Source organism: Streptomyces sp. NPDC001770, from assembly GCF_053596135.1.
On sequence record NZ_JBSFFN010000006.1, the window covers coordinates 118420 to 142132 of the forward strand.

Below are 23713 nucleotides of genomic sequence, written 5' to 3' on the forward strand. Positions count from 1 at the left end.
TGAACGGGGTGTGCGGCGCGGGCCGTCCGGCAGGGCCCCGGAAGGGCCCGCCCGCCTCGATGGACACGGAGCATGGATACGGAGCGACGGGCCATGTCTCCCCGTAGCACCGCCGGTTAAGGTGGCGGCCGGTGGCAGCGACACGGGGAGAGCTCATGACGGTACCGGCCGGCGACGAGGCGCTGACGGCGCGGGCGCTCGAAAAGGCCCCGCCCTCCGACGCGTTGAGCGAGCAGATCCTCGACGCCGCCCGCGAGCAGTTCATGACCTTCGGGCTGCGCCGCTCCACCGTCGACGACGTGGCCCGACGGGCCAAGGTCTCCCGGGTCACGGTGTACCGGCGCATCGGCAACAAGGAGGCACTGGTCTCCGCCTGTCTGTTGCGCGAGTACCGACGTTTCGTGGGCGAGGTGGACGAGGCGGTGGCCGCACTTCCTTCGGTGGAGGAGCGGCTGGTCGCCGGGTTCGTGGCGGTGCTCCGGCATGTCCGTGAACACCCTCTCATCGGTGGGCTGCTGAAGCTCGAGCCGGAGGTCATGCTGCCCTTTCTCACGGTGGACAGCGGTCCCGCGTTCCTCGCCATGCGCGACTTCCTGACCGACCGCCTCCATCAGGCGCAGCAGCTGGAGGGCCGGCCGGAGACGGACTCGGCGCCGGTCGCCGAAGTGATGGTGCGCATCACCGTCTCCTTCCTCCTCAACCCGCTGAGCTGCTTCGAGCTCGACGACGACGAGCAGGTGGCGGCCTTCGCCCGCCGCTGCCTCGTCCCCCTCCTCGCGGCCGCGTGAGGCCCTGGGGTGTCTCGTCCGGGTCACCAGGCTTCGTACCCGGAATCCTGACTCGGGTGATCATGCTCGGTCTTGGAATCTCTCGTCCGGATCGTGCCGGGCTCGCGGGGTCCTGTGTCACCCGAGGACACGATGGCGAAGAACTCCGCCGTGCCCGTCCTCAGCCGGACTCCCGCACTTTTGCAGCGGTCCGCTCGGCGAGCTCGCGGACGCCGTTCGCGGCGGCCTCCGAGAGCTCGCCGAGTATGGCGTCGGCAGCCGCGAGGAGGGCACAAGCCTCCTCGCGGCTGCCCGCGCCGGCCAGGGCGAGCGTGAGCCGGTAGTGCTCCTCGGCGATGCAGCGGCCGAGGTTGACCTGCCGCCAGTGGCGCAGTGAGCCGTCGCCCGGGGTGGCCAGGGCCTCGCGCACGGCGGCCAGACTGTCCGCCGCCTGCGGCAACCGGTCCGCCTCCCGCTCGATGCGGGCCAGGGTGTGCCGGGCCGAGGCCCGGTCCCATGCCGTCTCCTGTAGGGCTGCGTACAGGCGCTGGGCGCGCAGCGCCTGGGTGAGGTCGCCGAGTTCCTCGAAGTCCTGGGCGAGCCCGCTCAGCGGAGCCGTGGCCAGGGCGCGCGGCGCCCCGGGGCGGCGGAGTCTGCTCTGGTCCATGACGATGCCGTCGAGTTCGCGGATCAGCGTCACCCGAGCGAGGCCCGTCAACCCCTGATCCCGCGCCAGGTCGGTCCATGTGGTGACCGGCTCGTCCGCCGGGTCCGCCCCGAACATCGACTCGTCGAGCTCCCTCGCCCACTGTTGCAGCTCGTCCGCGCTCGCACCCGGTTCCGGCGTCCCGCCGAGACCGCACGCCGTGTCGAAGTCCGTCTCCCGGACCTCGAGCAGCAGGGGCAGGTCTCCGGTGTCCCCGCGCAGCCCCACCAGCACGGCCGCGAGCCGCAGTTCGTCCGTCATCGATGACCGTGTCTCGTGCCGCAGCAGATGCCGCAGCAGCTCCAGATCGTCTTCGGCACGGTCGAACTGCGCGGCCCTCAGAGTGATCCTGCGCCGCACCGGGTCCTCGGCGACTTCACGCCATGCCGCGCGGTCGCCCTCCCGCAACCGGGCGAGATCGGCGCGGCCTGCCGCGAGCACCGGCTCCCACAGCGGGGGGCCGGCCGGGCCCATCCGGTCGTACGCGCATCCCTCGTCGGCGTTGAGCAGCACGAAGTGCGGCTCGGTGCGCAGCAGCGCGGCACGCAGCCTGCCCACCAGTTCGACCGGGGAGCGTTCCGGGAGGTGCAGCGCCGCGCGGAGTCCGGCCCGCTCCTCGTCGATTCCGTAGCACTCGCGGATCTCGTCCTCGGTCTCCGCGACGCACGCCAGGATCCTCTCCTCGCTGTCCTCCGGCGACAGATGCGTGTAACCGCGCCAGCCGGGCAGACCGATCACCAGCTCCAGCGCCTCGTCGACACTTGAGCCGATGATCCCCGCGGCGCCCTCCGAGCCGGCGTAGAGCACCGAGCCGTCCGCGCACACGAAGTACGCACCGCCGGTATCGTCCCCGGCCACCACCTCCAGTGGACCGCCCGAGGCGAGGCGGACTTCCTCGACGTGGTCGTGGGAGGCGCGGTCCAGGTCGAAGTCGAAGGGGAAGGCGGCCAGTTCGGCCAGGCGGCGGTCCTGCCGCAGCAGCCGGAGCGCGTGATCGGTCATGTCACAGAACGTAACACCGGCCACCGGCATCGGACTCGCGGCCTCTGTACCCCGATCCGCTCGGTGCGCGGTAGTGGCAGCGCGGACACGGGTCTCCGGCGGTATCACAGAGCGTCGCCATTCCATGATCGCCGCGGATCCGTGCCCGCTCTGCCGCCGCCCCCGACCACGCCTATCCGCGCGACCTCTGAGGCGCCGGCCGCGACAGCGCGCCGAGCGGGTCCGCCGTCCCCGGCGCCTCGTCCGGCAGCGGCTCGACCGGGCGGTTCTGCGCCCAGTGCGGCCCCAGGTCGTCGAGCCGGTAGCCGAAGGGGTAGCTGCGCGGCCGGGGTCTGGACGGCAGCCATCCGGGCCGGGCGGGCAGCAGGCGTACGACGTGGGAGCGGATCCGTAGCGCCCGCACCGCGAAGATCCGCAGCCAGTGGGGCTGCGGGGTGAACCCCAGGGCGCGCAGCAGCGGTTCGTCCAGGAGGGCCAGGGCGAACCGGGCGATCAGCGGGCGCAGCGGGGACGGGTACCAGCTGGTCATCGTGCGTAACGTGGCGGTGGCGACCCGGCGGTTCGCCGGAGCCGGGGCGAACGTCTCCGCCTCGTACGCGTCGAGCAGTTCCTCGAACTCCGCGTAGGTGGCGGGCACCGACTCGATGCCCATCAGCCGGCCCATGTTCCGCCCGACTTCGGCGAGGGCCTGCACCTCCTGGCGGCACAGCGGGCGCCAGCCGAACCGGTCGATCCAGCGCTTGGGGCCGACGACGGTGGTGGCCAGGACGTAGAGGTAGTCCTCGTTGGGGATGCGGTAGCGGCCGTGGATCCGGTTGAGGTGGCGGGCGGCTGCCCTCCCGCGCTCCGAGTCGAAGCCGTCGGCCGCCATCTCGTAGCCGATCAGCACCGTGTCGTCGTAGCGCTTCTGGCCGCTGCGCTCGAACTCCTGGGTGCGGTCGAGCAGTACGGAGATGCTCGGGATGCCGAAGTCGCGCAGGAACGCGACGCTCACGCCCTGCCGGTAGTCCCAGGGGAACTCGTACTGGGACATCAGCCGGAGGATCTCGGCGCAGTCCCGCGCCGGGTCCATCCTGCGGATCGCCCTCAGACGGCTGTAACGGCCCATGATGTGCACCCTCCTGCGGAATGTGTGCGATTCATCGTGCCGACCCCGCGCCCGTGGTTCCCGTAACCGACGCCGTCAACGCTCCTGCTGTGCAAGGCGGTTGGCTGCGGGAGAGAGGCTCGGAGTCAATGTTACAAATACTATTGACTTGTTTCATCGGGGCGTCAACGGGCCGAGACGAATCCGCGGCAGGGGGTGCCGGTGCCGCGCCTCGGGCCCGCTCGCATACTGGATGGCGTACCCGCCCCGCCTCCTGCGGCCGGGCGCGGCGTCCGCCCGTCCGCCGACCGCCGGGAGCATCCGTATGAGCAGCCAGGGAACCGGACGGACGGACCCCGTACCGCCCCCGCCGGGCGGTGTGCTGTGGAGCCTGGCCGGTGACGTCCGGGGCCTGCTGATGCTGCCCGCCGCCCTCACCCTCCAGGTCGCCCACCCCGCCGTGGGCGCGGGCGTCGACGAGCACTCGGTCTTCCGCACCGACCCGTGGGGGCGCGGTGAACGGTCCCTGCGCTCCCTCCAGCTCTGGGTGTACGGAGGTGAGGAAGGCGCGGCGGAAGGGCGGCGGCTGCGTGCCCTGCACCGCACCATCCGGGGCACCGACTCCCGGGGGCGCGGCTACCACGCCCTCACCCCGGCGAACTACGCGTGGGTGCACGCCACCGGCTTTCCGGTCTACCAGCACGCATCGCGCTACCTCGTACGCCCGCTCACCGCCGCCCAGGAACGCGCGCTGTACCGGGAATGGCTCCAGGTCGGCCGGGTCCTCGGCCTCCACGACCGGGACATGCCCCAGACGATCGAGGAGTTCTGGCCCTACTACCGCAAGGTGCTCGCCGAGGAGCTGGAGCGCAACGCGGTCGTCGAGGAACTGGTCGCCACCGGCCGGCCCGTACCGCCGCCCGACCGCGGGCCCCTGCCGCTGAGGCTGGCCGCACGCGCGCTGTGGCCGGTGATCCTGCCGCCGCTCGCCCGGTTCCGTGCCTTCCTCACGGTCGGCCTGATGCCGCCGGACGCCCGCGCCGCGATCGGCCTGGCGTGGACCCCCGCGCAGGAGAGGCGGCTGCGGCGCTTCGGCGCGGTCGTACGCCGCGTGGTGCCGGCCCTTCCCGAGCGGATGCGGTACCTGCCCATGGCCCGCGAGGCGCGCCGCGCCGCCCGCGCGGGACGGACGCGAGCGTGAACGGGCGCGGGCGGACCGCCACCGCTCGCGGGTCCCGTACGGTACGCGCCCTGTGTGGTACTGCCTACAGGGAGTGATCTCCGGACTCCCGAAAGGTGCCCAGGTGCCCCACGTGCCGCAGGACGACCCGAAGCCGGACGGCCTGTCCGTCACGGCGGACCTCCCCGAAGACCCGCGCCACGGGCAGAAGCCCGTCACCGACCGGGTGGTCTTCGGCGTCACCGCCGTCCTCACGCTCGCCTTCGTGCTCTGGGGCTCGGTCGCCACCGACTCGCTGGAGAGCGTCTCCGACGACCTGCTCGAAGGGCTCATCCACAACGGCGGCTGGGCCTTCATGCTCGCCGCGTCCGGCTTCGTGGTCTTCGCGCTGTGGCTGGCGATCAGCCGTTACGGAAGGATCCGGCTCGGCCAGGAAGGCGAGGAACCGGAGTTCCGGACCGTCTCCTGGGTCGCGATGATGTTCAGCGCCGGCATGGGCATCGGCCTGATGTTCTACGGGGTGAGCGAGCCGCTGGCCCACTTCACCGACCCGCCCCCGGGAACCCGCCCCGCCGACGAGGCGGAGGCGATGCAGACCGCGATGGCCACCACCCTCTTCCACTGGACGCTCCACCCGTGGGCGATCTACGCCGTCGTCGGGCTCGCCATCGCGTACAGCACCTATCGCAGGCGCCGCCGGCAGACGATCAGCGCCGTCTTCGAGCCGCTCATCGGAGAACGCCACTCCCGGGGCGGCTTCGGCAGGATCATCGACATCCTCGCGATCTTCGCGACCCTCTTCGGCTCGGCCGCCTCCCTCGGCCTCGGCGCACTGCAGATCGGCAGCGGTTTCCACGAGCTGAACTGGCGGGAGAAGACGGGCACGGGCCTGCTCGTCACCATCATCGCCGTGCTGACCGTGGCCTTCGTCGCCTCGGCCGTCTCCGGGGTGGAGAAGGGCATCCAGTGGCTCTCCAACATCAACATGGTGCTCGCCCTGATCCTCGCCGTCTTCGTGTTCGTCGCGGGCCCCACGATCATCGTCCTCGACCTGCTGCCCACCTCCATCGCCGAGTACTTCCGCGAACTGCCCCAGCTCGCCGGACGCACCGAGGCGACCGGCGAGGGCGAGGTCGCCGACTGGCTGCGCTCCTGGACGGTCTTCTACTGGGCGTGGTGGATCTCCTGGACGCCCTTCGTGGGCATGTTCATCGCCCGCATCAGCCGGGGCCGCACCATCCGGCAGTTCATCGGCGGAGTCATCCTCGTGCCGAGCACCGTCAGCCTGGTCTGGTTCGCGATCTTCGGAGGCTCGGCGATCCGGCTCAAGGAGGCGGGCAAGCTCGGTGGCGCCGACACCCCGGAGGCGCAGCTCTTCGGAGTCCTCCAGCAGTTCCCCGTCGCCACCCTGATGAGCGTCCTGGTGATGATCCTCGTCGGGATCTTCTTCGTCTCCGGCGCGGATGCCGCCTCCATCGTCATGGGCACGCTCTCGCAGAAGGGGGTGCTGGAGCCGGGCAAGTGGGTCGTCGTCTTCTGGGGCGTCGTCACCGGCGCGGTGGCCGCCGTCATGCTGCTCATCGGCGACGGCGAGGGCGACGCGCTGGCCGGACTCCAGAACCTCACCATCCTGGTCGCCGCGCCCTTCACGATCGTGATGGTCGGCATGTGCGTCTCCCTCATGCGGGACCTGCGCCAGGACCCGCTCATCGTCCGCCAGGAGTTCGGCATCGAGGCGGTGGAGAGCGCGGTCATCCAGGGCCACGCGAAATACGACGGCGACTTCGAGATCCGGATCGGCCCCGGCAGCGAGATCGCCGAGGACCACCGGCACCAGCACGAGGACCCGGGGCCCGCGGGCCCGCCGACGGGGGAGTGAACCGGGGGACGGGGCACGTCGCACGGCGGTGCGGGCCGTACGGTGCGCGCGGGGCGCGTACGCGCGGTGGGTGCGCGCGGCGGTACCTGGCACACCGCGCGGCCGCCCGTACGCGCCCGGTCACCGCCTCCGCGTCCGGCTCACCCCACCAGCCGTGCCGCCTCCCGTGCGCAGCCCCAGGCGACCGTGACCCCCGCGCCCCCGTGCCCGTAGTTGTGGACCACCCGGCCGCCGCCCGGCAGGACCTCCGCCTCGATCCGCACCCCCGCGTCCCGCGCCGGACGCAGCCCCACCCGGTGCCCGAGAACCCGGGCTCCCGCGATCTCGGGCCGGATCCGTGCGCACCGCGCCACGATGCCGGCGGCGATGCGCGGGTCCGGCTCCGTGGACCAGTCGTCGTCCTGTGCCGTGCCGCCCAGCACCAGCCCGTACGGCTGCGGGAACACGTACGTCGTCCAGCCCGTCGCGGGATCGGGGGCCGCGCACCACTCCGTGATCCCCGGGTTCTCCACCAGGACGAGCTGGCCCCGCACCGGGCGCATCCCTGGATCCGAGGCCAGCGCCCCCGCCCCCAGCCCCGCGCAGTCGACCACCACGGCCGCCTCGGTGACGGCCTCCCCGAAGCCGCTCACCGTGCGCCGCTCGACGGTGCCGCCGGCCACCAGCAGCCGCCGCTCCAGCCAGGCCAGGTGGTCGGGCATGCTGATCAGCGGCAGTGTCACCCGCAGCCCCTCCGCCACCTCCACCGCGCCCCGTAGCCGGGCCGCCCACGGGTCCAGCGCGGCCAGGCGCTCGCCCAGGTGGATCCCGGCCACCATCCGTACCCCGGTCTCCTCCGGATCCTCCGCCAGCTCCTCGTGAACGGCGAGCGTCTCCAGGGCCCAGTCACCCACCGACCGCGCCGGCTCGATCCGGTACGGCCACCACAGAGCACCCGCCACGGCCGAGGTGGTGTCCGCGGCTGCCTCCCGCGACCAGACCCGCACCCGGTGGCCCCGCTCCGCGAGTACCACCGCCGTGGTCAGCCCGCTGACCCCGCCGCCCACCACGATCACGTCCTGCATGCCGCCCCCTCCGTCGCTCCCGCCACCCGCACCTGTCACCCCGGAAACTAACCGAGGGCCCGGCGTCCAGGACAGTGTCCGGTGGATCATGGCCGGGGCAGCGGCCCGATCCGCGACGGCCCGATCCGCGACGGTCCGATCCCTGACGGCCCGATCCGCGACCACCGTGGTCAGTGGCCGCCCTTCGGGGGCTCGCAGCCGGTGCCGTCGGGGTAGCCGCCGAAGGCGTCCGCCGTGACGGAGTCGCGGTTCATCATTCCTTCCACGCACCAGGGGGAGGCGTCGAGGACGATGAGGAAGCCGACTCCGGTTGAGCCGTCCTGGTACGCGTTCCCGGCGCGGTAGCCGAGGCCGTCGAGCACCTTCCGGACGTGCCGCGGGGCGAAGTCGCCGCGCTTGCGCAGCGGTTCGAGTGCGCTCTCGACCCGCCCGGTGACCGCGAGCCCGTCGCAGCGGCTCCGGCCGTGGAGCGGGAGGGGAACCCTGAAGCCGTGGTTCTCGGCGTAGTGGTCGGTCGGCGCGGCGGTCGCGGCCGGAGTGGTGGCTGCCGGGGCCGTCGGCTCGGGATCTTCGCCGGGGCAGAGGAAGTCCTCCTGTGCCCCCGGCGTCGGAGACGAGCGCGGACCCGCCCCCGTCGTGTCCCCGGCCCGCACCGTCCCGCACCCCGCCACCAGCAGGGCCGTCGCCACCAGTGGCAGCACCCGGTACCCCTGGCTTCTCGATGTCGTCATCGCCCGATCCTCTCCTGCCGGTCCGCAGGAGTCATGGGTTCTGCCACTCAGCCGTCGCGACGGCCCGGTCACGTTCCGGGGCCGGGACGCAGGCACTCCCGCCCCGCCGCACCCGCTCCCGCACCGCCCGGGCGGCTCCCGACCAGGGGCCGGGCCGATTGACGGGCGCGCCGCCCGGAACGCTTAGGATCGACACCCTGATGACTGCCACTCTCGTCGCCAAGGACCTCGCCGCCGGACACGGCGACCGCACACTCTTCGCCGGCCTCGACCTCGTCGTCGCCCCCGGGGACGTGATCGGTCTCGTCGGAGTCAACGGGGCCGGAAAATCCTCCCTGCTCCGGCTGCTCGCGGGGCTCGACCGGCCCGAGGAGGGGGAGCTGCGGCTCTCGCCCCCCTCCGCCACCGTCGGCCACCTCCCGCAGGAACCCGACCGGCGCCCCGGGGAGACCGTGCGCGAGTTCCTCGCCCGCCGTACCGGCGTCGCCGACGCCCAGGCCGCCATGGACGCCGCGACCCAGGCCCTGGTGGACGGTGCGCCCGGCGCCGACGACGCGTACTCCGAGTCGCTGGAGCGCTGGCTGGACCTCGGGGGCGCCGACCTCGACGAGCGGGCCGAGGAAGTGGCCGCCGACCTCGGACTCACCATCGGCCTCGACCTGCCGATGACCGCGCTCTCCGGCGGGCAGGCCGCCCGCGCCGGCCTCGCCTCCCTGCTGCTCTCCCGGTACGACGTCTTCCTGCTGGACGAGCCCACCAACGACCTCGACCTCGGCGGTCTGGAGCGCCTCGAACGCTTCGTCTCCGGCCTGCGTGCCGGGACCGTCGTCATCAGCCACGACCGCGAGTTCCTCACCCGTACGGTCACCAAGGTCCTCGAACTCGACCTCGCCCAGCAGCAGATCAACCTCTACGGCGGCGGCTACGCCTCCTACCTGGAGGAGCGGGAGCGGGCCCGGACGCACGCCCGCGAGGAGTTCGAGGAGTACGCCGACAAGAAGTCGGCCCTCGAAGGCCGTGCCCAGATGCAGCGGGGCTGGATGGACAAGGGCGTGAAGAACGCCCGGCGCAAGGCCACCGACTCGGACAAGCTCGGCCGCAAGTTCCGCAGCGAGGCCAGCGAGAAGCAGGCCGCGAAGGCCCGGCAGACCCAGCGCATGATCGAACGCCTGGATGTCGTGGACGAGCCGCGCAAGGAGTGGGAGCTGCGGATGGAGATCGCCACCGCGCCCCGCTCCGGCTCCGTCGTCGCCACTCTGCGCGAAGCCCGCGTCGTCCGGGGCGACTTCACCTTCGGGCCCGTCTCGCTCCAGATCGACTGGGCCGACCGTGTCGCCATCACCGGAGCCAACGGGGCCGGCAAGTCCACCCTCCTGGCCGCACTGTTGGGGCGGCTGGCGGTCGACTCCGGTTCCGCCGTGCTCGGTTCGGGTGTCGTGGTGGGCGAGGTCGACCAGGCGCGCAAGCTCTTCCTCGGCGACGAGACCCTGCTGGCGGCCTTCTGCGCCGCCGTCCCGGACACCGAGCCCGCCGAAGTGCGCACCCTGCTGGCCAAGTTCGGGCTGCGTGCGGACCATGTGATGCGCCCGGCGACGACGCTGTCGCCCGGCGAGCGGACCCGTGCGGCGCTCGCTCTGCTCCAGGGCAAGGGCGTCAACCTGCTGGTCCTCGACGAGCCCACCAACCACCTCGACCTGCCCGCCATCGAGCAGCTGGAGTCCGCGCTCGACTCGTACAACGGCACGCTCCTGCTGGTCACGCACGACCGGCGGATGCTGGAGGCGGTCCGTACGACCCGGCGCATCGAGGTCGCGGACGGGCGGATCACGGAGCTCTGACGGGGCTCCCGGAGGCCGGCCGGACCTCGGAGTCCGGGCAGCGCCCCGCGCAACGCGGACGGGCCGGCCCCCGAGGGGCCGGCCCGTCCGGTGCGTTCCGTGCGCCGTCAGCGCTTCTTGCCGCCCTGGCCCGGGTCGGTGAGGCCGGCGCGCCGCAGCGCGTCCGCCATGGCGCTGTTGGCGGGTGCGGGCGCGCCCGAGGGCCGGGCACCGCCGCCCGTACCGCTGCCGCGCCGGTCACCGCCCTGCCGGCGCCCGCCGCCGTCCGGCTGGCGCTGGCGCGGAGGCCGGCCGCCCTGGCCCGGTGCCGCGTCCCGCTCGCGCCGGCCGCCGCCCTGGCCGGATGCCGCCTCGTCGTCCAGCCGCAGCGTCAGCGAGATCCGCTTGCGCGGCACGTCGACGTCCATGACCTTGACCTTCACGATGTCCCCGGGCTTCACGACATCACGCGGGTCCTTCACGAAGGTCCTCGACATCGCCGACACGTGGACCAGACCGTCCTGGTGGACGCCCACGTCGACGAAGGCGCCGAACGCGGCGACGTTGGTGACCACGCCCTCCAGGACCATCCCGGACTCCAGGTCGCCGATCTTCTCGACGCCCTCCTTGAAGGTGGCGGTCCGGAACGCCGGACGCGGGTCGCGGCCCGGCTTCTCCAGCTCCTTCAGGATGTCGGTCACCGTCGGCAGGCCGAAGGTGTCGTCCACGAACGCGTCGGCCCGCAGTGACCGCAGCACCTCCGTGTTGCCGATGAGGGAGGCGACCTCGGTGCCCGCCGTCTTCACCATCCGGCGCACCACCGGGTACGCCTCCGGGTGCACGCTCGACCCGTCCAGGGGGTCCTCCCCGCCCCGGATGCGGAGGAAGCCCGCGCACTGCTCGTACGCCTTCGGGCCGAGCCGGGCCACGTCCTTGAGGGCCCTGCGGGAACGGAACGGGCCGTTGCTGTCACGGTGCGCGACGATGTTCTCGGCGAGCCCCGAACTGATCCCCGACACCCGCGAGAGCAGCGGCGCGGAGGCGGTGTTGACGTCCACGCCGACCCCGTTCACGCAGTCCTCGACCACCGCGTCCAGCGAGCGCGAGAGCTTCACCTCGGACAGGTCGTGCTGGTACTGGCCGACCCCGATCGACTTCGGGTCGATCTTCACCAGCTCGGCCAGCGGGTCCTGGAGGCGGCGGGCGATCGACACCGCGCCGCGCAACGACACGTCCATGTCCGGGAGTTCCTGCGAGGCGAAGGCCGACGCCGAATACACCGAGGCACCCGCCTCCGAGACCATCACCTTGGTGAGCTTCAACTCTGGGTGCTTGTCGCAGAGTTCACCGGCGAGCTTGTCGGTCTCGCGGGACGCCGTGCCGTTGCCGATGGCGATCAGGTCCACGGAGTGCGTGCGGCAGAGCCGCTCCAGCCTGGTCAGCGACTCCTCCCACCGGTTCGCCGGGACGTGCGGGTGAATGACGTCGGTCGCCACCACCTTGCCCGTCGCGTCGACCACCGCGACCTTCACGCCCGTACGGAAACCGGGGTCGAGCCCCAGTGTCGCCCGGGTGCCCGCGGGGGCCGCCAGCAGCAGATCGCGGAGGTTGGAGGCGAAGACGCGCACCGCCTCGTCCTCCGCGGCGGTACGCAGCCGGAGCCGCAGGTCGATGCCGAGGTGCACCAGGATGCGGGTCCGCCAGGCCCAGCGGACCGTGTCCCCGAGCCACTTGTCGCCCGGCCGCCCCCGGTCCGCGATGCCGAAGCGGCGCGCGACCATGTTCTCGTACGCGGACGGACCCGGCGCCTCCGAGGGCTCCTCCGGCTCCAGCACCAGATCGAGCACGTCCTCCTTCTCGCCCCGGAGCATGGCGAGAATCCGGTGCGAGGGCAGGGCGGTGAAGGGCTCGGTGAAGTCGAAGTAGTCGGCGAACTTCGATCCGTCCTCCTCCTTGCCCGTCCGCACCTTCGCCGCCAGCCGGCCGCGCGTCCACATCCGCTCACGCAGCTCGCCGGTCAGGTCGGCGTCCTCGGAGAAGCGCTCGGTGAGGATCGACCGGGCGCCCTCCAGCGCCGCCGCGCCGTCCGCGACCCCCTTCTCCGGGTCCACGTACGCCGCCGCCGCGGCGAGCGGGTCGACGGACGGGTCGCCGAGCAGCCCGTCGGCCAGCGGCTCCAGACCGGCCTCGCGGGCGATCTGCGCCTTGGTCCGCCGCTTCGGCTTGAACGGCAGGTAGATGTCCTCCAGGCGCGACTTGGTGTCCGCCGCCCGGATGCGGGCCTCCAGCGCCTCGTCGAGCTTGCCCTGCTCGCGGACGGATTCGAGGATCGCCGAACGGCGGTCCTCCAGCTCCCGCAGATAGCGCAGCCGCTCCTCCAGCGTGCGCAGCTGGGCGTCGTCGAGCATCTCCGTCGCTTCCTTGCGGTAGCGCGCGATGAACGGGACGGTCGACCCGCCGTCGAGCAAGGCGACGGCTGCCGCCACCTGTCGCTCACGTACGCCGAGCTCCTCGGCGATCCTGCCTTCGATGGACGTCGTCACGGTGTTCCCGGCTCGCCTTCTCGTACTGGCTGTGTTGCTGGCTCTGCTGACGGCCCCGCCCCGCCGTGCGGAGGGACTCCGTACCGGGGGAGGGCGTCATTCGGGGTGGTCCCCTTCGCCTGCATTGTGCCGGGTGGCCGGGGGCCGTGTCGCGCGACCTCCGCGAACCGCGGGGCGGAACCCCGCGCCGTACCCCCGGGGACTCAGCCCTTGCCGATCAGGTCACCGGGGAAGGCGCCTGCCGATGCGGCGGTGAACAGGAAGCCGCGTGCAAGATCGGTCAGCCGCGCCACCCCGTCCGCGCCGAGATGCTCGTACGGCGCCGCGTCCAGCCGGTCCGTCGCCTCCTCCAGCTCCGCCCGCAGCGCGGTGCCCGCCTCCGTCAGGGAGCCCTCGTCGTCCAGCAGCCCGCGCGCCCGCAGCCGGGCCGAGGCCGCGTCCCAGTCCTGGCGGCGCCAGCCCCGGGTGCCGAGGACCCAGCGCGGGGACATGCCCTTCCCTGTCGCCGTGTGGCTGACCAGCGCCTCGACCGGGTCGAGCCCCGCGGCGAGCAGCGCGGCGAGGTGGCCGTCGCCCCGGTGCTCGCGCAGCAGCGTAGCGGCGTGCCAGAAGGCGAGGTGCGGCTCGGTGGGGACCGGAAGATCGGCGTGGGCGGCGTACAGCGGCCGGGCGTGACGGGTGCACGCCTCAGCGGCCCGCAGCGCCAGCCCGGCGGCCTCCGCCATGTCGGACGAGCCGATGATCTCTTCGCCGAGCAGGCGGCGCAGCGTGGTGTCGGCGGCGCGGAGCCTGGCGGCGAGCACCGCGTCGGGGGAGGCCACCGACCAGACGGCCGGCACGTGCTGAGCCACCAGCTCGTGGTTGAAGTTGTAGAAGGTCGACGTCACCGCGCCGGCCCCGACCGCCCCGAGCGCGGCGCCCCGGGCGGCGAAGTACGCGGCCCGGGCGTCATCGATCCCGAGCGCGCCGAGTTCGGCGGTGAGGTCGGGGGAGAAGAAGAGCGTCGAGTGCAGCGGGTTGACGGCGTTGTGGCAGCGGCGGCCGGCGCGGGGCGGCAGAGTACTCATGCACCGCACATTACCGACTGGTCAGTATGGATGGAACCCCCGGTGGTACGCGCTCCCGGCGCGGGGCGTACCGGCCGGGCTCAGGTGGTCCAAGGCTCAGGTGGTCCAGGTGAAGCGCGGCGGCCGTCGCTCCAGGAAGGCGCGCACGCCCTCCGCCGTGTCCTCGCTCGCCCGCGCCTGCGCGGCCCAGTACGCGTCCCGGTCGGTGCGGCCGGTGGCGAACTCCTTCGCCGCCGCCTGGGTCAGCTGGGACCGTGACGCGAGAATCCCGCAGAACTCCGCGACCCGGCCGGCCAGCCCCGCGGGCGGCAGCACCTCGTCCACCAGCCCGGTGCGCAGGGCCCGCTCGGTGCCGATCAGCTCCCCGGAGAAGAGGAGGTACTTCGCGGTCGCGGGACCCACCAGCCCGACGAGCCGCCGGGTCGAGGAGGACGAGTAGACGATCCCCAGCTTCGCCGGGGTGATGCCGAACCGTGCGCCCTCCTCGGCGAAGCGGAGGTCGCAGGCCGCCGCCAGCTGGCACCCGCCTCCCACGCAGTAGCCGCGTACGGCCGCGATCGTCGGCCGGGGGAACGCGGCCAGCGCCTCTTCGGCGGCCACCGTGAGCTCCGAGGTCAGCTTTCCGGGCTCCTGGAGGGAGGAGATGTCCGCCCCCGCGCAGAAGGTGTCGCCCGCGCCGGTGAGGACCAGTACCCGCACCGACGCGTCGGCGGCCAGCCGCTCCAGCAGGACGGGCAGCTCCCGCCACATCGGGGCCGTCATGGCGTTCCGTTTCGCGGGATTGCCGATGACGACGGTCGCCACCCCGTCCGCGACGGAGTGCTCCAGCTGAGGCTCGGTGCGGTCCATGCGCCGGATGCTATCCGTACCGTTCGCTCCTATGATCCGACCAGGGCCTCTCGACCGGCAGGCCCCGGGGGTGCCGGAGTACGTACGCGCCGCGAGGAGCTGTCGATGGCCGATTCCCGGGTCCAGCGCAGAAAGCTCAACCGCAGTTTCGCCGTGCTGGTCGTGCTCGGCATCCTGCTGGTCTTCGCCGGCGTCATCGGCCTCGTCTACACCGGCGTGGCCACACTCACCTCGATGCTGCTCTTCGGCTGGCTCCTGCTGATCGGCGGCGTGGTCGGCCTGGCGCACGCGGTCCAGTCCCGGGGCAGCAACTTCTTCTGGCTCGCCGTGGTCGTCGCGGCACTCAACATCGCGGCCGGCGTGGTCGTGATCCACGACCCGTACGGCAGCGCCGAGGCGCTCACCATGTTCGCCGCCCTGCTCTTCCTCACCGGAGGGCTGTTCCGGCTGGTCGGCTCGGTCGTGGTGCGCGGGCCGCAGTTCGGCTGGACGCTGCTGCAGGGCGCCTTCGGCCTGCTGCTCGGCCTGCTGGTGCTCTTCGACTGGCCGCACAGCAGCCGGTACGTCCTCGGCCTCTTCTTCTCGCTCTCGCTGCTCTTCGACGGGCTCGGCCTGATCGCGATCGGCGTGGGCGGGCGGCAGGTCGTCGGACTGGTCGCCGAACAGCTGGCGGCGGACGGGGACGGCGGGAGGAGGAGGCCGAATAGTGCCCCAGAAGGTGGCCAGAAGTAGTCCACATGCGACGCCGTCATACGCAGCCGGTCAAGAGAAGTCGATAGGTGCCCACTTCCTGTCAGTGGCCGGTCCGGAGCTCCGGGGTTCTCGACACTCGTCAGTCAACAGAGAGTGTTCCCAGATGAACGAACCGAGAGCGGGTGCCGGATTATGGAGAGCCGCGGGAGTGTTCCGGCCCGTCCCGTGTCGTACGAGGGGGTGTGGCGCTTCACCGCCCCTGCCGTCGACGTATCGGTTCCGCAGGCCCGGCACGCGGTGCGTGACCTGATCAGCAGGCAGGGAGTACCGGTGGAGGACGACATCCTCCAGGGGCTGCTGCTGATCGTCTCGGAGCTGGCGACCAACGCGGTCAAGCACGCGGCTCTCCTCTCGCCCGAGCTTGCGGTGGAGGTGGCCATCGGCGCCGACTGGATCAGGGTCTCGGTCGAGGACAACCACCCCTACCGCCCCACCGCGCTGGAGACCGACCACGCCCAGACGGGCGGCCGGGGGCTGCTGCTGGTCAAGGAGATCACCGCCGAGGCGGGCGGCACCTGCGACGTGGAGCACACCGCGAGCGGCGGGAAGATCATCTGGGCGGTCCTCCCCCTGAGACCGCCGCTCTGACGGTACGGCCGTGACGCGTGGCACGTACCGCCGTCCGGCACGGGGCTGCGGGATCCGCTCCGGGGCCCGCCCACCCGTGCGGCAGGGCCCGGCCGTCACCAGCCGGCGGAGGGGCCCGTCAGCTCACGGATCGCCGGGCGCGCCGCGTCCAGGACCGTCATGAACCACGCGGAGAACGGCCCCTCGGCGTGCCGCTCGGCCAGTTCGGCGGCGGTCACGAACACCGTCTCGCCGACCTCCTCCGGATCCGGCTCCGGTGCGTCCTGGGCGAGGCCCACGTACAGGTGGTTGAACTCCTGCTCCACCAGCCCCGACGCGGGGTCGGGGTGGTTGTAGCGCACGGTCCCGGCCGCCGCCATGAGGGACGGCGAGATGCCGAGCTCCTCGTACGTGCGCCGGGCGGCGGCCGCGAAGGGCGCCTCACCCGGGTAGGGGTGGCCGCAGCAGGTGTTGGACCACACGCCGGGGGAGTGGTACTTGCCGAGCGCGCGGCGCTGGAGCAGCAGCCGTCCCCGCTCGTCGAAGAGGAAGACCGAGAAGGCGCGGTGCAGCCGGCCGGGCGCCTGGTGGGCGGCGAGCTTCTCCGCGGTGCCGATGGTGGTGCCGCTCTCGTCGACCAGTTCGAGCATGATCGCTTCTGCGGAGCCGTTCGACGAGCTGTGCGTCGCGGTGGCTGGTGTGGTCGGCATACCCATCCTTCGCTTTGGTTCCCGGCCTCGTGCGTCCGGACCCCTGGAGTCCGGTCAAGTCTGCCCCACAAATGCCGCTTGTCCGTACTTCGGGGCCGGGCATGTCCGCCCCCGCGCGGGCCGGGTGGGACGCGCGGGGCCCTCCTGCCGTCACCGGCAGAGTCTCGCCTCGTGGGCGGCGTGGCCGCTCGGCTCCAGCTGGAAGGTGCAGTGCTCCACGTCGAAGTGGTCCCCGACGCAGCCCTGAAGGTCGTGGAGGAGCTTCTCGTGACCGATGGAGTCCAGCATCTCCTGGTGAACGACGACGTGGGCCGAGAGGACCGGCATGCCCGAGGTGATCGTCCAGGCGTGCAGGTCGTGGACGTCCAGCACCCCGGGCAGCTCCGTGATGTGGGCCCGTACCTCGGCCATGTCCACTCCCTTGGGCGCGGACTCCAGCAGTACGTTGATCGTCTCGCGCAACAGCTTCACCGTACGGGGGACGATCATCAGGCCGATCACCAGGGAGGCGATCGGGTCGGCAGCCTGCCAGCCGGTGGCAAGGATGATGCCCGCCGAGACGAGGACGGTGACCGAGCCGAGGGTGTCCGCCAGCACCTCCAGATAGGCGCCCCGGACGTTGAGACTGTCCTTCTGCCCGCCCACCAGCAGGGTGAGCGAGACCAGATTGGCGATCAGGCCCACGGTGGCGAAGGCGATGGCCAGGCCGCCGCGGGTGTCCGCCGGGGTGATGAAGCGGTCGACCGCCTCGTACACGAGGAATGCGCCGACGCCCAGCAGCAGAAGGCAGTTGGCCAGCGCCGCCAGGATTTCGGCGCGGGCGAACCCGAAGGTGCGGTTCGGTCCCGCCGGGCGGTTGGCGAAGTGGATGGCGAGCAGGGCCATGCCCAGCCCCAGCCCGTCGGTCGCCATGTGGGCGGCGTCCGCGATCAGGGCGAGCGAGTCGGACAGCACGCCGCCGACGATCTCCATGACCATCACGCCGAGGGTGATTCCCAGGGCGATCCTGAGCCGCCCCAGGTACGCGGCCGACGCTGTCGCGGGTGTGCCGTGCGTGTGACCGTGGTCGTGGCCGGCCCCCATGCGCATGCCTCCAGACGGTGGTACGGCTCGGACCGACGGCGCCCGAGAACGCCCAGTGAACTACGGGCGGGGGGTATCGGGCAACACGGCGTTGAACACCGTTGTCATCTGCCCTGACCTGCACAAATGTGCGAAAAGGGTGGGGTGGCCGACGGATCACGGCCGTGCTCGCGTGCCCCTGGTCCAGTCGTCCGGCCCGGCCCGGACGACAGGCCCTACTCCCCGCCGGCCTGCGGATGGTGCGTCAACCAGCCCTGCCACGCCGATTCCACCATCTCGCGCGCCCCCCTGCGGGCCGACCAGCCGAGCTCCTCGGCGATCCGGGCCGCCGAGGCCACCGACTTCGCCGCGTCACCCGCACGAGGGGGCCCGACGACCGGCTCCGTGTCGTTCCCGGTGACCTCGGCCACCAGGGAGGCGAGCTCGCGCACCGAGACGCCCTCACCCCGTCCGATGTTCACCGTCAGATCGCCCGGGGTGTCCCGGTCCGCCAGGTGCCGTGCGACCGCCAGGTGCGCGTCGGCGAGGTCGGCGACATGGATGTAGTCCCGGATGCAGGTGCCGTCCGGCGTCGGGTACCCGGCGCCGAAGATGCGGGGCGCCTCGCCGCGCGTCAGCCGGTCGAAGAACATCGGGATCACGTTGAAGGCCCCGGTGTCCGCGAGAGCCGGCTCGGCGGCGCCCGCCACGTTGAAGTAGCGCAGGCAGGCCGTGGACATTCCGTGCGCGCGACCGGTGGCGCGCACCAGCCATTCGCCGGCGAGCTTGGTCTCGCCGTACGGGCTGATCGGCGCGCAGGGAGTGTCCTCGCTGATCACTTCGGCCTCGGGCACCCCGTAGACGGCGGCCGAGGAGGAGAAGACGAAGGAGCGTACACCCGCCGCCGCGGCGGCCTCCAGCAGGACGCCGAGCCCGGCGACGTTCTCCCGGTAGTAGAGCAGCGGCTGCTCCACCGACTCGTCCACCCGCTTCTTCCCCGCGAGGTGGACCACGCCGGTGATCGCGTGGTCGGCCAGCAGCCGGTCCACCCGTGCGCGGTCCGCGGACGACCCGCGGACCAGCTCGATGTCCGCCGGGAGCCGCCCGGCCACCCCCGTGGACAGGTCGTCGAGCACGACGGCCTTCTCGCCGGAGGCGACCATGGCCCTCGCCACGTGCGCCCCGATGTACCCCGCACCGCCTGTGATCAGCCACGTCATGCCGATCAGCCTAAAGGGTGTCCCGTCGTCCCCGGTCGGTCCCGGCCGCACGTCGCCGCATCCGGGGTGTGGCCCGCTCCGCAGTCCCCGCAGCCGTTCCGCACCGCGGTTTGTCGCACAGGGGCTCGATCAAGGAAGATGATCACTAAGGGGCGAACAGGGTGCAGGACCGGCCCGAACGGAGCGCAAACGGGCAGTGAACTCAACCTTCCGTTCATCCGATAGCCTCTGCCGATGTGCCGCAGGCCCGCGGGTCCGTAGGCCCGCAGCCCCGTTCACGGGTCGCCCCGCGTGCCCGCCCATGCCCGGATCCAAGGAGTGAGTTCGTCTGTCGACCGCCATTCTCACCGGTGTGCCGGTACCCGGGTCGTCGATCGAGGACGACCTGCGCGCCCTCGGCTTCGACGTCCGGACGGCCGCCGACGCCGGTGAAGCCGCCGCACTCCTCGGAGCCGTCCCCGCGAGCCACCGCGTCGCCCTCGTGGACCCCCGATTCGTCGGACACGTCCACGCCCTGCGCCTCGGACTCACCGACCCCCGCTTCGCAGCCGCCGCCCTCCCCGGTGCGCTGACCGTGCAGCCCGAAGTGCGGGCCGCACTGCTGCACGCGATGGACCGGACCACCGCGGCGGTCGGCGCCGGACGGCCAGTGGCCGGGGACGGCGGACCGGACCACCCGGAGGACCGCACGGTCCCCGGCCGTATCGCCCTCGCCCTGGAGACCGGGGGGACGGCCGTGCAGCGCCCCGAACTCGGTTCGCTCACCGCCACCGTCCCCACCACCCCCGAGGAACTGGCCGCCGCCCGTGCGGCCGTCGCGGCCGTGGACGACGAGGCGGTACGGCTGCGCAGCGCGGTGAAGGCGCACGACGGCTTCTTCACCACCCACTTCATCAGCCCGTACTCCCGCTACATCGCCCGTTGGTGCGCGCGGCGCGGACTCACTCCGAACCAGGTCACCACCGCCTCGCTGATCACCGCGCTCGTCGCGGCCGGCTGCGCGGCGACCGGGACCAGGGCCGGGTTCGTGGCCGCCGGGCTGCTGCTCCTCTTCTCCTTCGTCCTGGACTGCACCGACGGGCAGCTGGCCCGCTACTCGCTCCAGTACTCGACGATGGGCGCATGGCTCGACGCCACCTTCGACCGTGCCAAGGAGTACGCCTACTACGCGGGCCTCGCCATCGGCGCCTCGCACATGGGCGGCGACAGTGACGACGTATGGGCCCTCGCGCTCGGCGCCATGGTGCTCCAGGCCTGCCGCCACGTCGTCGACTTCTCCTTCAATGAGGCCAACCACGACGCGGTCTCGAACACCAGCCCCACCGCAGCCCTCTCCGACCGGCTCGACAGCGTCGGCTGGACGGTCTGGCTGCGCCGGATGATCGTGCTCCCCATCGGCGAGCGCTGGGCCATGATCGCGGTGCTGACCGCGGTCACCACGCCCCGGATCGTCTTCTACGCCCTGCTCGTCGGCTGCTCGCTGGCCGCCTGCTACACCACGGCCGGCCGGCTGCTCCGCTCGCTGACCCGCAAGGCACGGCGTACGGACCGCGCCGCGCGCGCCCTGGCCGACCTCGCCGACTCCGGCCCCCTCGCCCGGGCCGTGGCCGTCGTCCGCCGTCCGGGCGGTGGCTTCACCGCCCCGCTGCTGGCCCTGGCGGGCAGCGGTCTGATGATCGCGACGGCTCTGGTCACCCCCTTCGGAAGCTGGTGGCCGGTGGCCGCCGCAGGGGTGTATACGCTCTTCGCGGGACTCGCCGTCTCACGCCCCCTCAAGGGCGCGCTCGACTGGCTCGTCCCCCCCTTCTTCCGGGCGGCCGAGTACTGCACCGTCCTGGCACTGGCCGCCCGCAGCGGCGTGCCGCACGCCGTTCCCGCGGCATTCGGCCTGGTCGCGGCGGTCGCCTACCATCATTACGACACGGTGTACCGGATCCGGGGCGGCACGGGAGCCCCGCCACAGTGGCTGGTCCGTACCGTCCTCGGGCACGAGGGCCGCACCCTCGTGGTGGCCCTGTTCGCCGCCGTACTCACCACCCGTTCCAGCTTCACCACGGCCCTCACCGCGCTCGCCGCGGCCGTGGCTCTGGTGGTGACCGTGGAATCCATCCGCTTCTGGGTGTCCTCCTCGGCCCCCGCCGTACACGACGAAGGAGAACTCGCATGATCGGCCTCGTACTGGCAGCAGGTGCAGGACGCCGACTGCGTCCCTACACGGACACCCTGCCCAAGGCACTCGTGCCGGTGGACGGCGAGAAGACCGTGCTCGACCTGACTCTGGCCAACTTCGCCGCGGTCGGTCTGAGCGAGGTCGCGATCGTCGTCGGCTACCGCAAGGAGGCCGTGTACGCCCGCAAGGCCGAGCTGGAGGCCACGTACGGCCTCTCGATCACCCTCGTCGACAACGACAAGGCCGAGGAGTGGAACAACGCCTACTCCCTGTGGTGCGCCCGTGACGTCCTCAAGCGCGGCGTGATCCTCGCCAACGGTGACACCGTGCACCCCGTCTCCGTCGAGGAGACCCTGCTCGCGGCCCGCGGCGAAGGCCGCCGGATCATCCTCGCCCTCGACACGGTGAAGAGCCTCGCCGACGAGGAGATGAAGGTCATCACCGACGAGAAGGGCGTCCGCCGGATCACCAAGCTGATGGACCCGGCGACGGCCACCGGCGAGTACATCGGCGTGACCCTGATCGAGCCCGAGGCCGCCGAGGAGCTCGCCGACGCCCTGAAGGCGACGTTCGAGCGCGACCCCGACCTCTACTACGAGGACGGCTACCAGGAGCTCGTGAACCGCGGCTTCACCGTCGACGTCGCTCCCATCGGCGAGGTGACCTGGGTGGAGATCGACAACCACGCGGACCTCGCGAAGGGCCGTGAGATCGCGTGCCAGTACTGACCCGGCTCATCCCCTCCCCGCTGGTCGTCGACATCCGCCGCGGCGCGATGGACGACCTGGCGGAGGTCCTCCACGACCAGCGGATCTCCACCTCGGGCAAGCTGGCCATCGCGATCAGCGAAGGTTCCGGCCGCGCCCTGAAGGACCGGCTCGCGCCGCTCCTGCCCGGGGCGGACTGGTACCTCGTGAGCGACGGCACCATCGACTCCGCGGTGCGCCTCGCCAACGGGATCAAGGGCAACCGGTACGACGCCGTGGTCGGCCTCGGCGGCGGCAAGATCATCGACGTGGCGAAGTACGCCGCCGCGCGCGTCGGGCTGCCGCTGGTCGCCGTGGCCACCAACCTCTCGCACGACGGCCTCTGCTCACCGGTCGCCACTCTGGACAACGACAACGGCCGCGGCTCCTACGGCGTGCCCACGCCGATCGCCGTCGTGATCGACCTCGACGTGGTCCGCGGCGCACCGGCCCGCTACATCCGCTCCGGTATCGGGGACGCCGTCTCCAACATCTCCTGCGTCGCCGACTGGGAGCTCTCCCAGCGGATCAACGGCGAGGAGGTCGACGGGCTCGCCGCCGCCATGGCGCGCCAGGCGGGCGAGGCGGTCCTGCGTCACCCCGGCGGCATCGCGGACGACGACTTCCTCAAGGTGCTGGCCGAGGGCCTGGTCCTGACCGGCATCTCGATGGCGGTCGCGGGCGACTCGCGCCCCGCCTCCGGCGCGTGCCACGAGATCAACCACGCCTTCGACCTGCTCCACCCGGCGCGCGCCGCCAGCCACGGCGAGCAGGTGGGCCTCGGCGCCTGCTTCGCCATGCACCTGCGCGGCGCACACGCCCAGTCGCAGCAGATGGCCACCGTCCTCCGCCGCCACGGCCTGCCCGTGCTGCCGGAAGAGATCGGCTTCACCGCCGACGAGTTCGTCGCGGTGGTCGACTTCGCCCCCCAGACGCGCCCGGGTCGTTTCACGATCCTGGAGCACCTCAACCTGTCCACCGACCAGATCAGGGACGCGTACGCCGACTATGCAAAAGCCATCCGTAGCTGAACTCCGTCCGGTCGTGCACCCCCCGGGCGTGAAGGACCGCCGCAGTGGTGAGCACTGGGGTGGACGGCTCTACATGCGCGAGATCTCCCTGCGCATCGACCGGCACCTGGTGAACACCCGGATCACCCCCAACCAGCTGACCTACGTCATGACCGTCGCGGGCGTCCTCGCCGCGCCGGCCCTGCTCGTCCCCGGCATACCGGGAGCGGTGCTGGGCGTGGTCATGGTCCAGCTGTACCTGTTGCTCGACTGCGTCGACGGTGAGGTCGCGCGCTGGAAGAAGCAGTTCTCGCTGGGCGGGGTCTACCTCGACCGGGTCGGCGCCTACCTCTGCGACGCCGCCGTACTCGTCGGGCTCGGCCTGCGCGCCGCCGACCTGTTCGGCACCGGGCGGATCGACTGGCTCTGGGCGTTCCTCGGTACCCTCGCCGCCCTCGGCGCCATCCTGATCAAGGCGGAGACCGACCTCGTCGGTGTCGCACGCCACCAGGGCGGGCTGCCGCCCGTCAAGGAAGCCGCGTCCGAGCCGCGCTCGTCCGGCATGGCGTTCGCCCGGCGGGCCGCCGGAGCGCTCAAGTTCCACCGCCTGATCCTCGGCGTCGAGGCGTCCCTGGTCGTCCTGGCCGCCGCCATCGCCGACATGATCAGGGACGATCTCTTCTTCACCCGCCTCGCGGTCGCGGTCCTGGCGGGCATCGCCCTGCTCCAGACCGTCCTGCACCTGGTGTCGATCCTGGCGTCCAGCCGTCTGAAGTGAGTAAC

General features: G+C 72.2%; 20 protein-coding genes. 10 read left to right on the plus strand and 10 right to left on the minus strand.

What is annotated here, in order from left to right:
- Window positions 1–155 precede the first annotated feature (155 nt).
- On the plus strand, window positions 156–788 hold the full coding sequence (locus tag ACWCSV_RS08300) for a TetR/AcrR family transcriptional regulator (RefSeq protein ID WP_451139756.1): 633 nt from the start codon (window positions 156–158) through the stop codon (window positions 786–788).
- 160 nt (window positions 789–948) lie between these two features.
- Here ACWCSV_RS08300 and ACWCSV_RS08305 read toward each other — a convergent pair whose 3' ends face one another.
- Window positions 949–2475 (minus strand): hypothetical protein, encoded by a 1527-nt coding sequence (locus ACWCSV_RS08305; RefSeq protein ID WP_451139758.1) that lies wholly within the window; start codon window positions 2473–2475, stop codon window positions 949–951.
- Window positions 2476–2647: 172 nt separating this feature from the next.
- The gene (locus tag ACWCSV_RS08310) at window positions 2648–3583 is read right to left on the minus strand and encodes an oxygenase MpaB family protein (protein WP_451139760.1); all 936 of its coding nucleotides are present in this window, start codon (window positions 3581–3583) and stop codon (window positions 2648–2650) included.
- Between the two features lie 304 nt (window positions 3584–3887).
- Here ACWCSV_RS08310 and ACWCSV_RS08315 point away from each other — a divergent pair, with 304 nt between their 5' ends.
- Window positions 3888–4763, plus strand: a complete 876-nt coding sequence (locus ACWCSV_RS08315; protein WP_451139762.1) for an oxygenase MpaB family protein — start codon at window positions 3888–3890, stop codon at window positions 4761–4763.
- Between the two features lie 112 nt (window positions 4764–4875).
- Window positions 4876–6621 (plus strand): BCCT family transporter, encoded by a 1746-nt coding sequence (locus ACWCSV_RS08320; RefSeq protein WP_451139891.1) that lies wholly within the window; start codon window positions 4876–4878, stop codon window positions 6619–6621.
- A 140-nt stretch (window positions 6622–6761) separates the two neighbouring features.
- Here ACWCSV_RS08320 and ACWCSV_RS08325 read toward each other — a convergent pair whose 3' ends face one another.
- Both ACWCSV_RS08325 and ACWCSV_RS08330 read right to left on the minus strand, forming a co-directional pair.
- Window positions 6762–7685, minus strand: coding sequence for an FAD-dependent oxidoreductase (locus tag ACWCSV_RS08325; protein ID WP_451139764.1), 924 nt, complete (start codon window positions 7683–7685; stop codon window positions 6762–6764).
- Between the two features lie 170 nt (window positions 7686–7855).
- Window positions 7856–8416 (minus strand): hypothetical protein, encoded by a 561-nt coding sequence (locus tag ACWCSV_RS08330; protein WP_451139766.1) that lies wholly within the window; start codon window positions 8414–8416, stop codon window positions 7856–7858.
- Between the two features lie 200 nt (window positions 8417–8616).
- Between ACWCSV_RS08330 and ACWCSV_RS08335 the strand changes: the two genes are divergently transcribed.
- Window positions 8617–10254, plus strand: a complete 1638-nt coding sequence (locus tag ACWCSV_RS08335; protein ID WP_451139768.1) for an ABC-F family ATP-binding cassette domain-containing protein — start codon at window positions 8617–8619, stop codon at window positions 10252–10254.
- Window positions 10255–10361: 107 nt separating this feature from the next.
- Here ACWCSV_RS08335 and ACWCSV_RS08340 read toward each other — a convergent pair whose 3' ends face one another.
- The 3 genes from ACWCSV_RS08340 to ACWCSV_RS08350 form a co-directional block, all read right to left on the minus strand.
- Window positions 10362–12776, minus strand: a complete 2415-nt coding sequence (locus ACWCSV_RS08340; RefSeq protein WP_451139770.1) for a Tex family protein — start codon at window positions 12774–12776, stop codon at window positions 10362–10364.
- Between the two features lie 203 nt (window positions 12777–12979).
- Entirely contained in the window at window positions 12980–13843 is an 864-nt protein-coding gene (locus tag ACWCSV_RS08345; protein WP_451139772.1) for an SCO6745 family protein, read from the minus strand.
- Between the two features lie 96 nt (window positions 13844–13939).
- Complete coding sequence (locus ACWCSV_RS08350; protein WP_451139774.1) at window positions 13940–14692, minus strand: enoyl-CoA hydratase/isomerase family protein; 753 nt, start codon at window positions 14690–14692, stop codon at window positions 13940–13942.
- A 105-nt stretch (window positions 14693–14797) separates the two neighbouring features.
- On the opposite strand from ACWCSV_RS08350, the gene ACWCSV_RS08355 reads away from it, so the two are divergent.
- Both ACWCSV_RS08355 and ACWCSV_RS08360 read left to right on the plus strand, forming a co-directional pair.
- A complete protein-coding gene (locus tag ACWCSV_RS08355) occupies window positions 14798–15424 on the plus strand; it encodes an HdeD family acid-resistance protein (RefSeq protein ID WP_451139776.1) in 627 nt (208 codons plus the stop codon).
- A 153-nt stretch (window positions 15425–15577) separates the two neighbouring features.
- Complete coding sequence (locus ACWCSV_RS08360; protein ID WP_451139778.1) at window positions 15578–16033, plus strand: ATP-binding protein; 456 nt, start codon at window positions 15578–15580, stop codon at window positions 16031–16033.
- A 95-nt stretch (window positions 16034–16128) separates the two neighbouring features.
- Here ACWCSV_RS08360 and idi read toward each other — a convergent pair whose 3' ends face one another.
- The 3 genes from idi to galE form a co-directional block, all read right to left on the minus strand.
- Entirely contained in the window at window positions 16129–16722 is a 594-nt protein-coding gene (gene idi / locus ACWCSV_RS08365) for an isopentenyl-diphosphate Delta-isomerase (RefSeq protein WP_451139780.1), read from the minus strand.
- Window positions 16723–16872: 150 nt separating this feature from the next.
- Window positions 16873–17805: a cation diffusion facilitator family transporter gene (locus tag ACWCSV_RS08370; protein ID WP_451139893.1), complete on the minus strand. Its 933-nt coding sequence runs from the start codon at window positions 17803–17805 to the stop codon at window positions 16873–16875.
- A 215-nt stretch (window positions 17806–18020) separates the two neighbouring features.
- Window positions 18021–19004, minus strand: coding sequence for a UDP-glucose 4-epimerase GalE (gene galE / locus ACWCSV_RS08375; protein WP_451139782.1), 984 nt, complete (start codon window positions 19002–19004; stop codon window positions 18021–18023).
- 352 nt (window positions 19005–19356) lie between these two features.
- Here galE and ACWCSV_RS08380 point away from each other — a divergent pair, with 352 nt between their 5' ends.
- The 4 genes from ACWCSV_RS08380 to ACWCSV_RS08395 are packed head-to-tail and all read left to right on the plus strand — an operon-like array spanning window position 19357 to window position 23708.
- Complete coding sequence (locus ACWCSV_RS08380) at window positions 19357–21171, plus strand: DUF5941 domain-containing protein (RefSeq protein WP_451139784.1); 1815 nt, start codon at window positions 19357–19359, stop codon at window positions 21169–21171.
- A complete protein-coding gene (locus tag ACWCSV_RS08385) occupies window positions 21168–21902 on the plus strand; it encodes a phosphocholine cytidylyltransferase family protein (protein ID WP_451139786.1) in 735 nt (244 codons plus the stop codon). Before ACWCSV_RS08380 ends, ACWCSV_RS08385 begins: the two co-directional genes overlap by 4 nt.
- Window positions 21890–22951: an iron-containing alcohol dehydrogenase family protein gene (locus tag ACWCSV_RS08390; protein ID WP_451139788.1), complete on the plus strand. Its 1062-nt coding sequence runs from the start codon at window positions 21890–21892 to the stop codon at window positions 22949–22951. The genes ACWCSV_RS08385 and ACWCSV_RS08390 overlap by 13 nt, the downstream gene beginning before the upstream one ends.
- On the plus strand, window positions 22929–23708 hold the full coding sequence (locus ACWCSV_RS08395; protein ID WP_450775325.1) for a CDP-alcohol phosphatidyltransferase family protein: 780 nt from the start codon (window positions 22929–22931) through the stop codon (window positions 23706–23708). The genes ACWCSV_RS08390 and ACWCSV_RS08395 overlap by 23 nt, the downstream gene beginning before the upstream one ends.
- Window positions 23709–23713 lie beyond the last annotated feature (5 nt).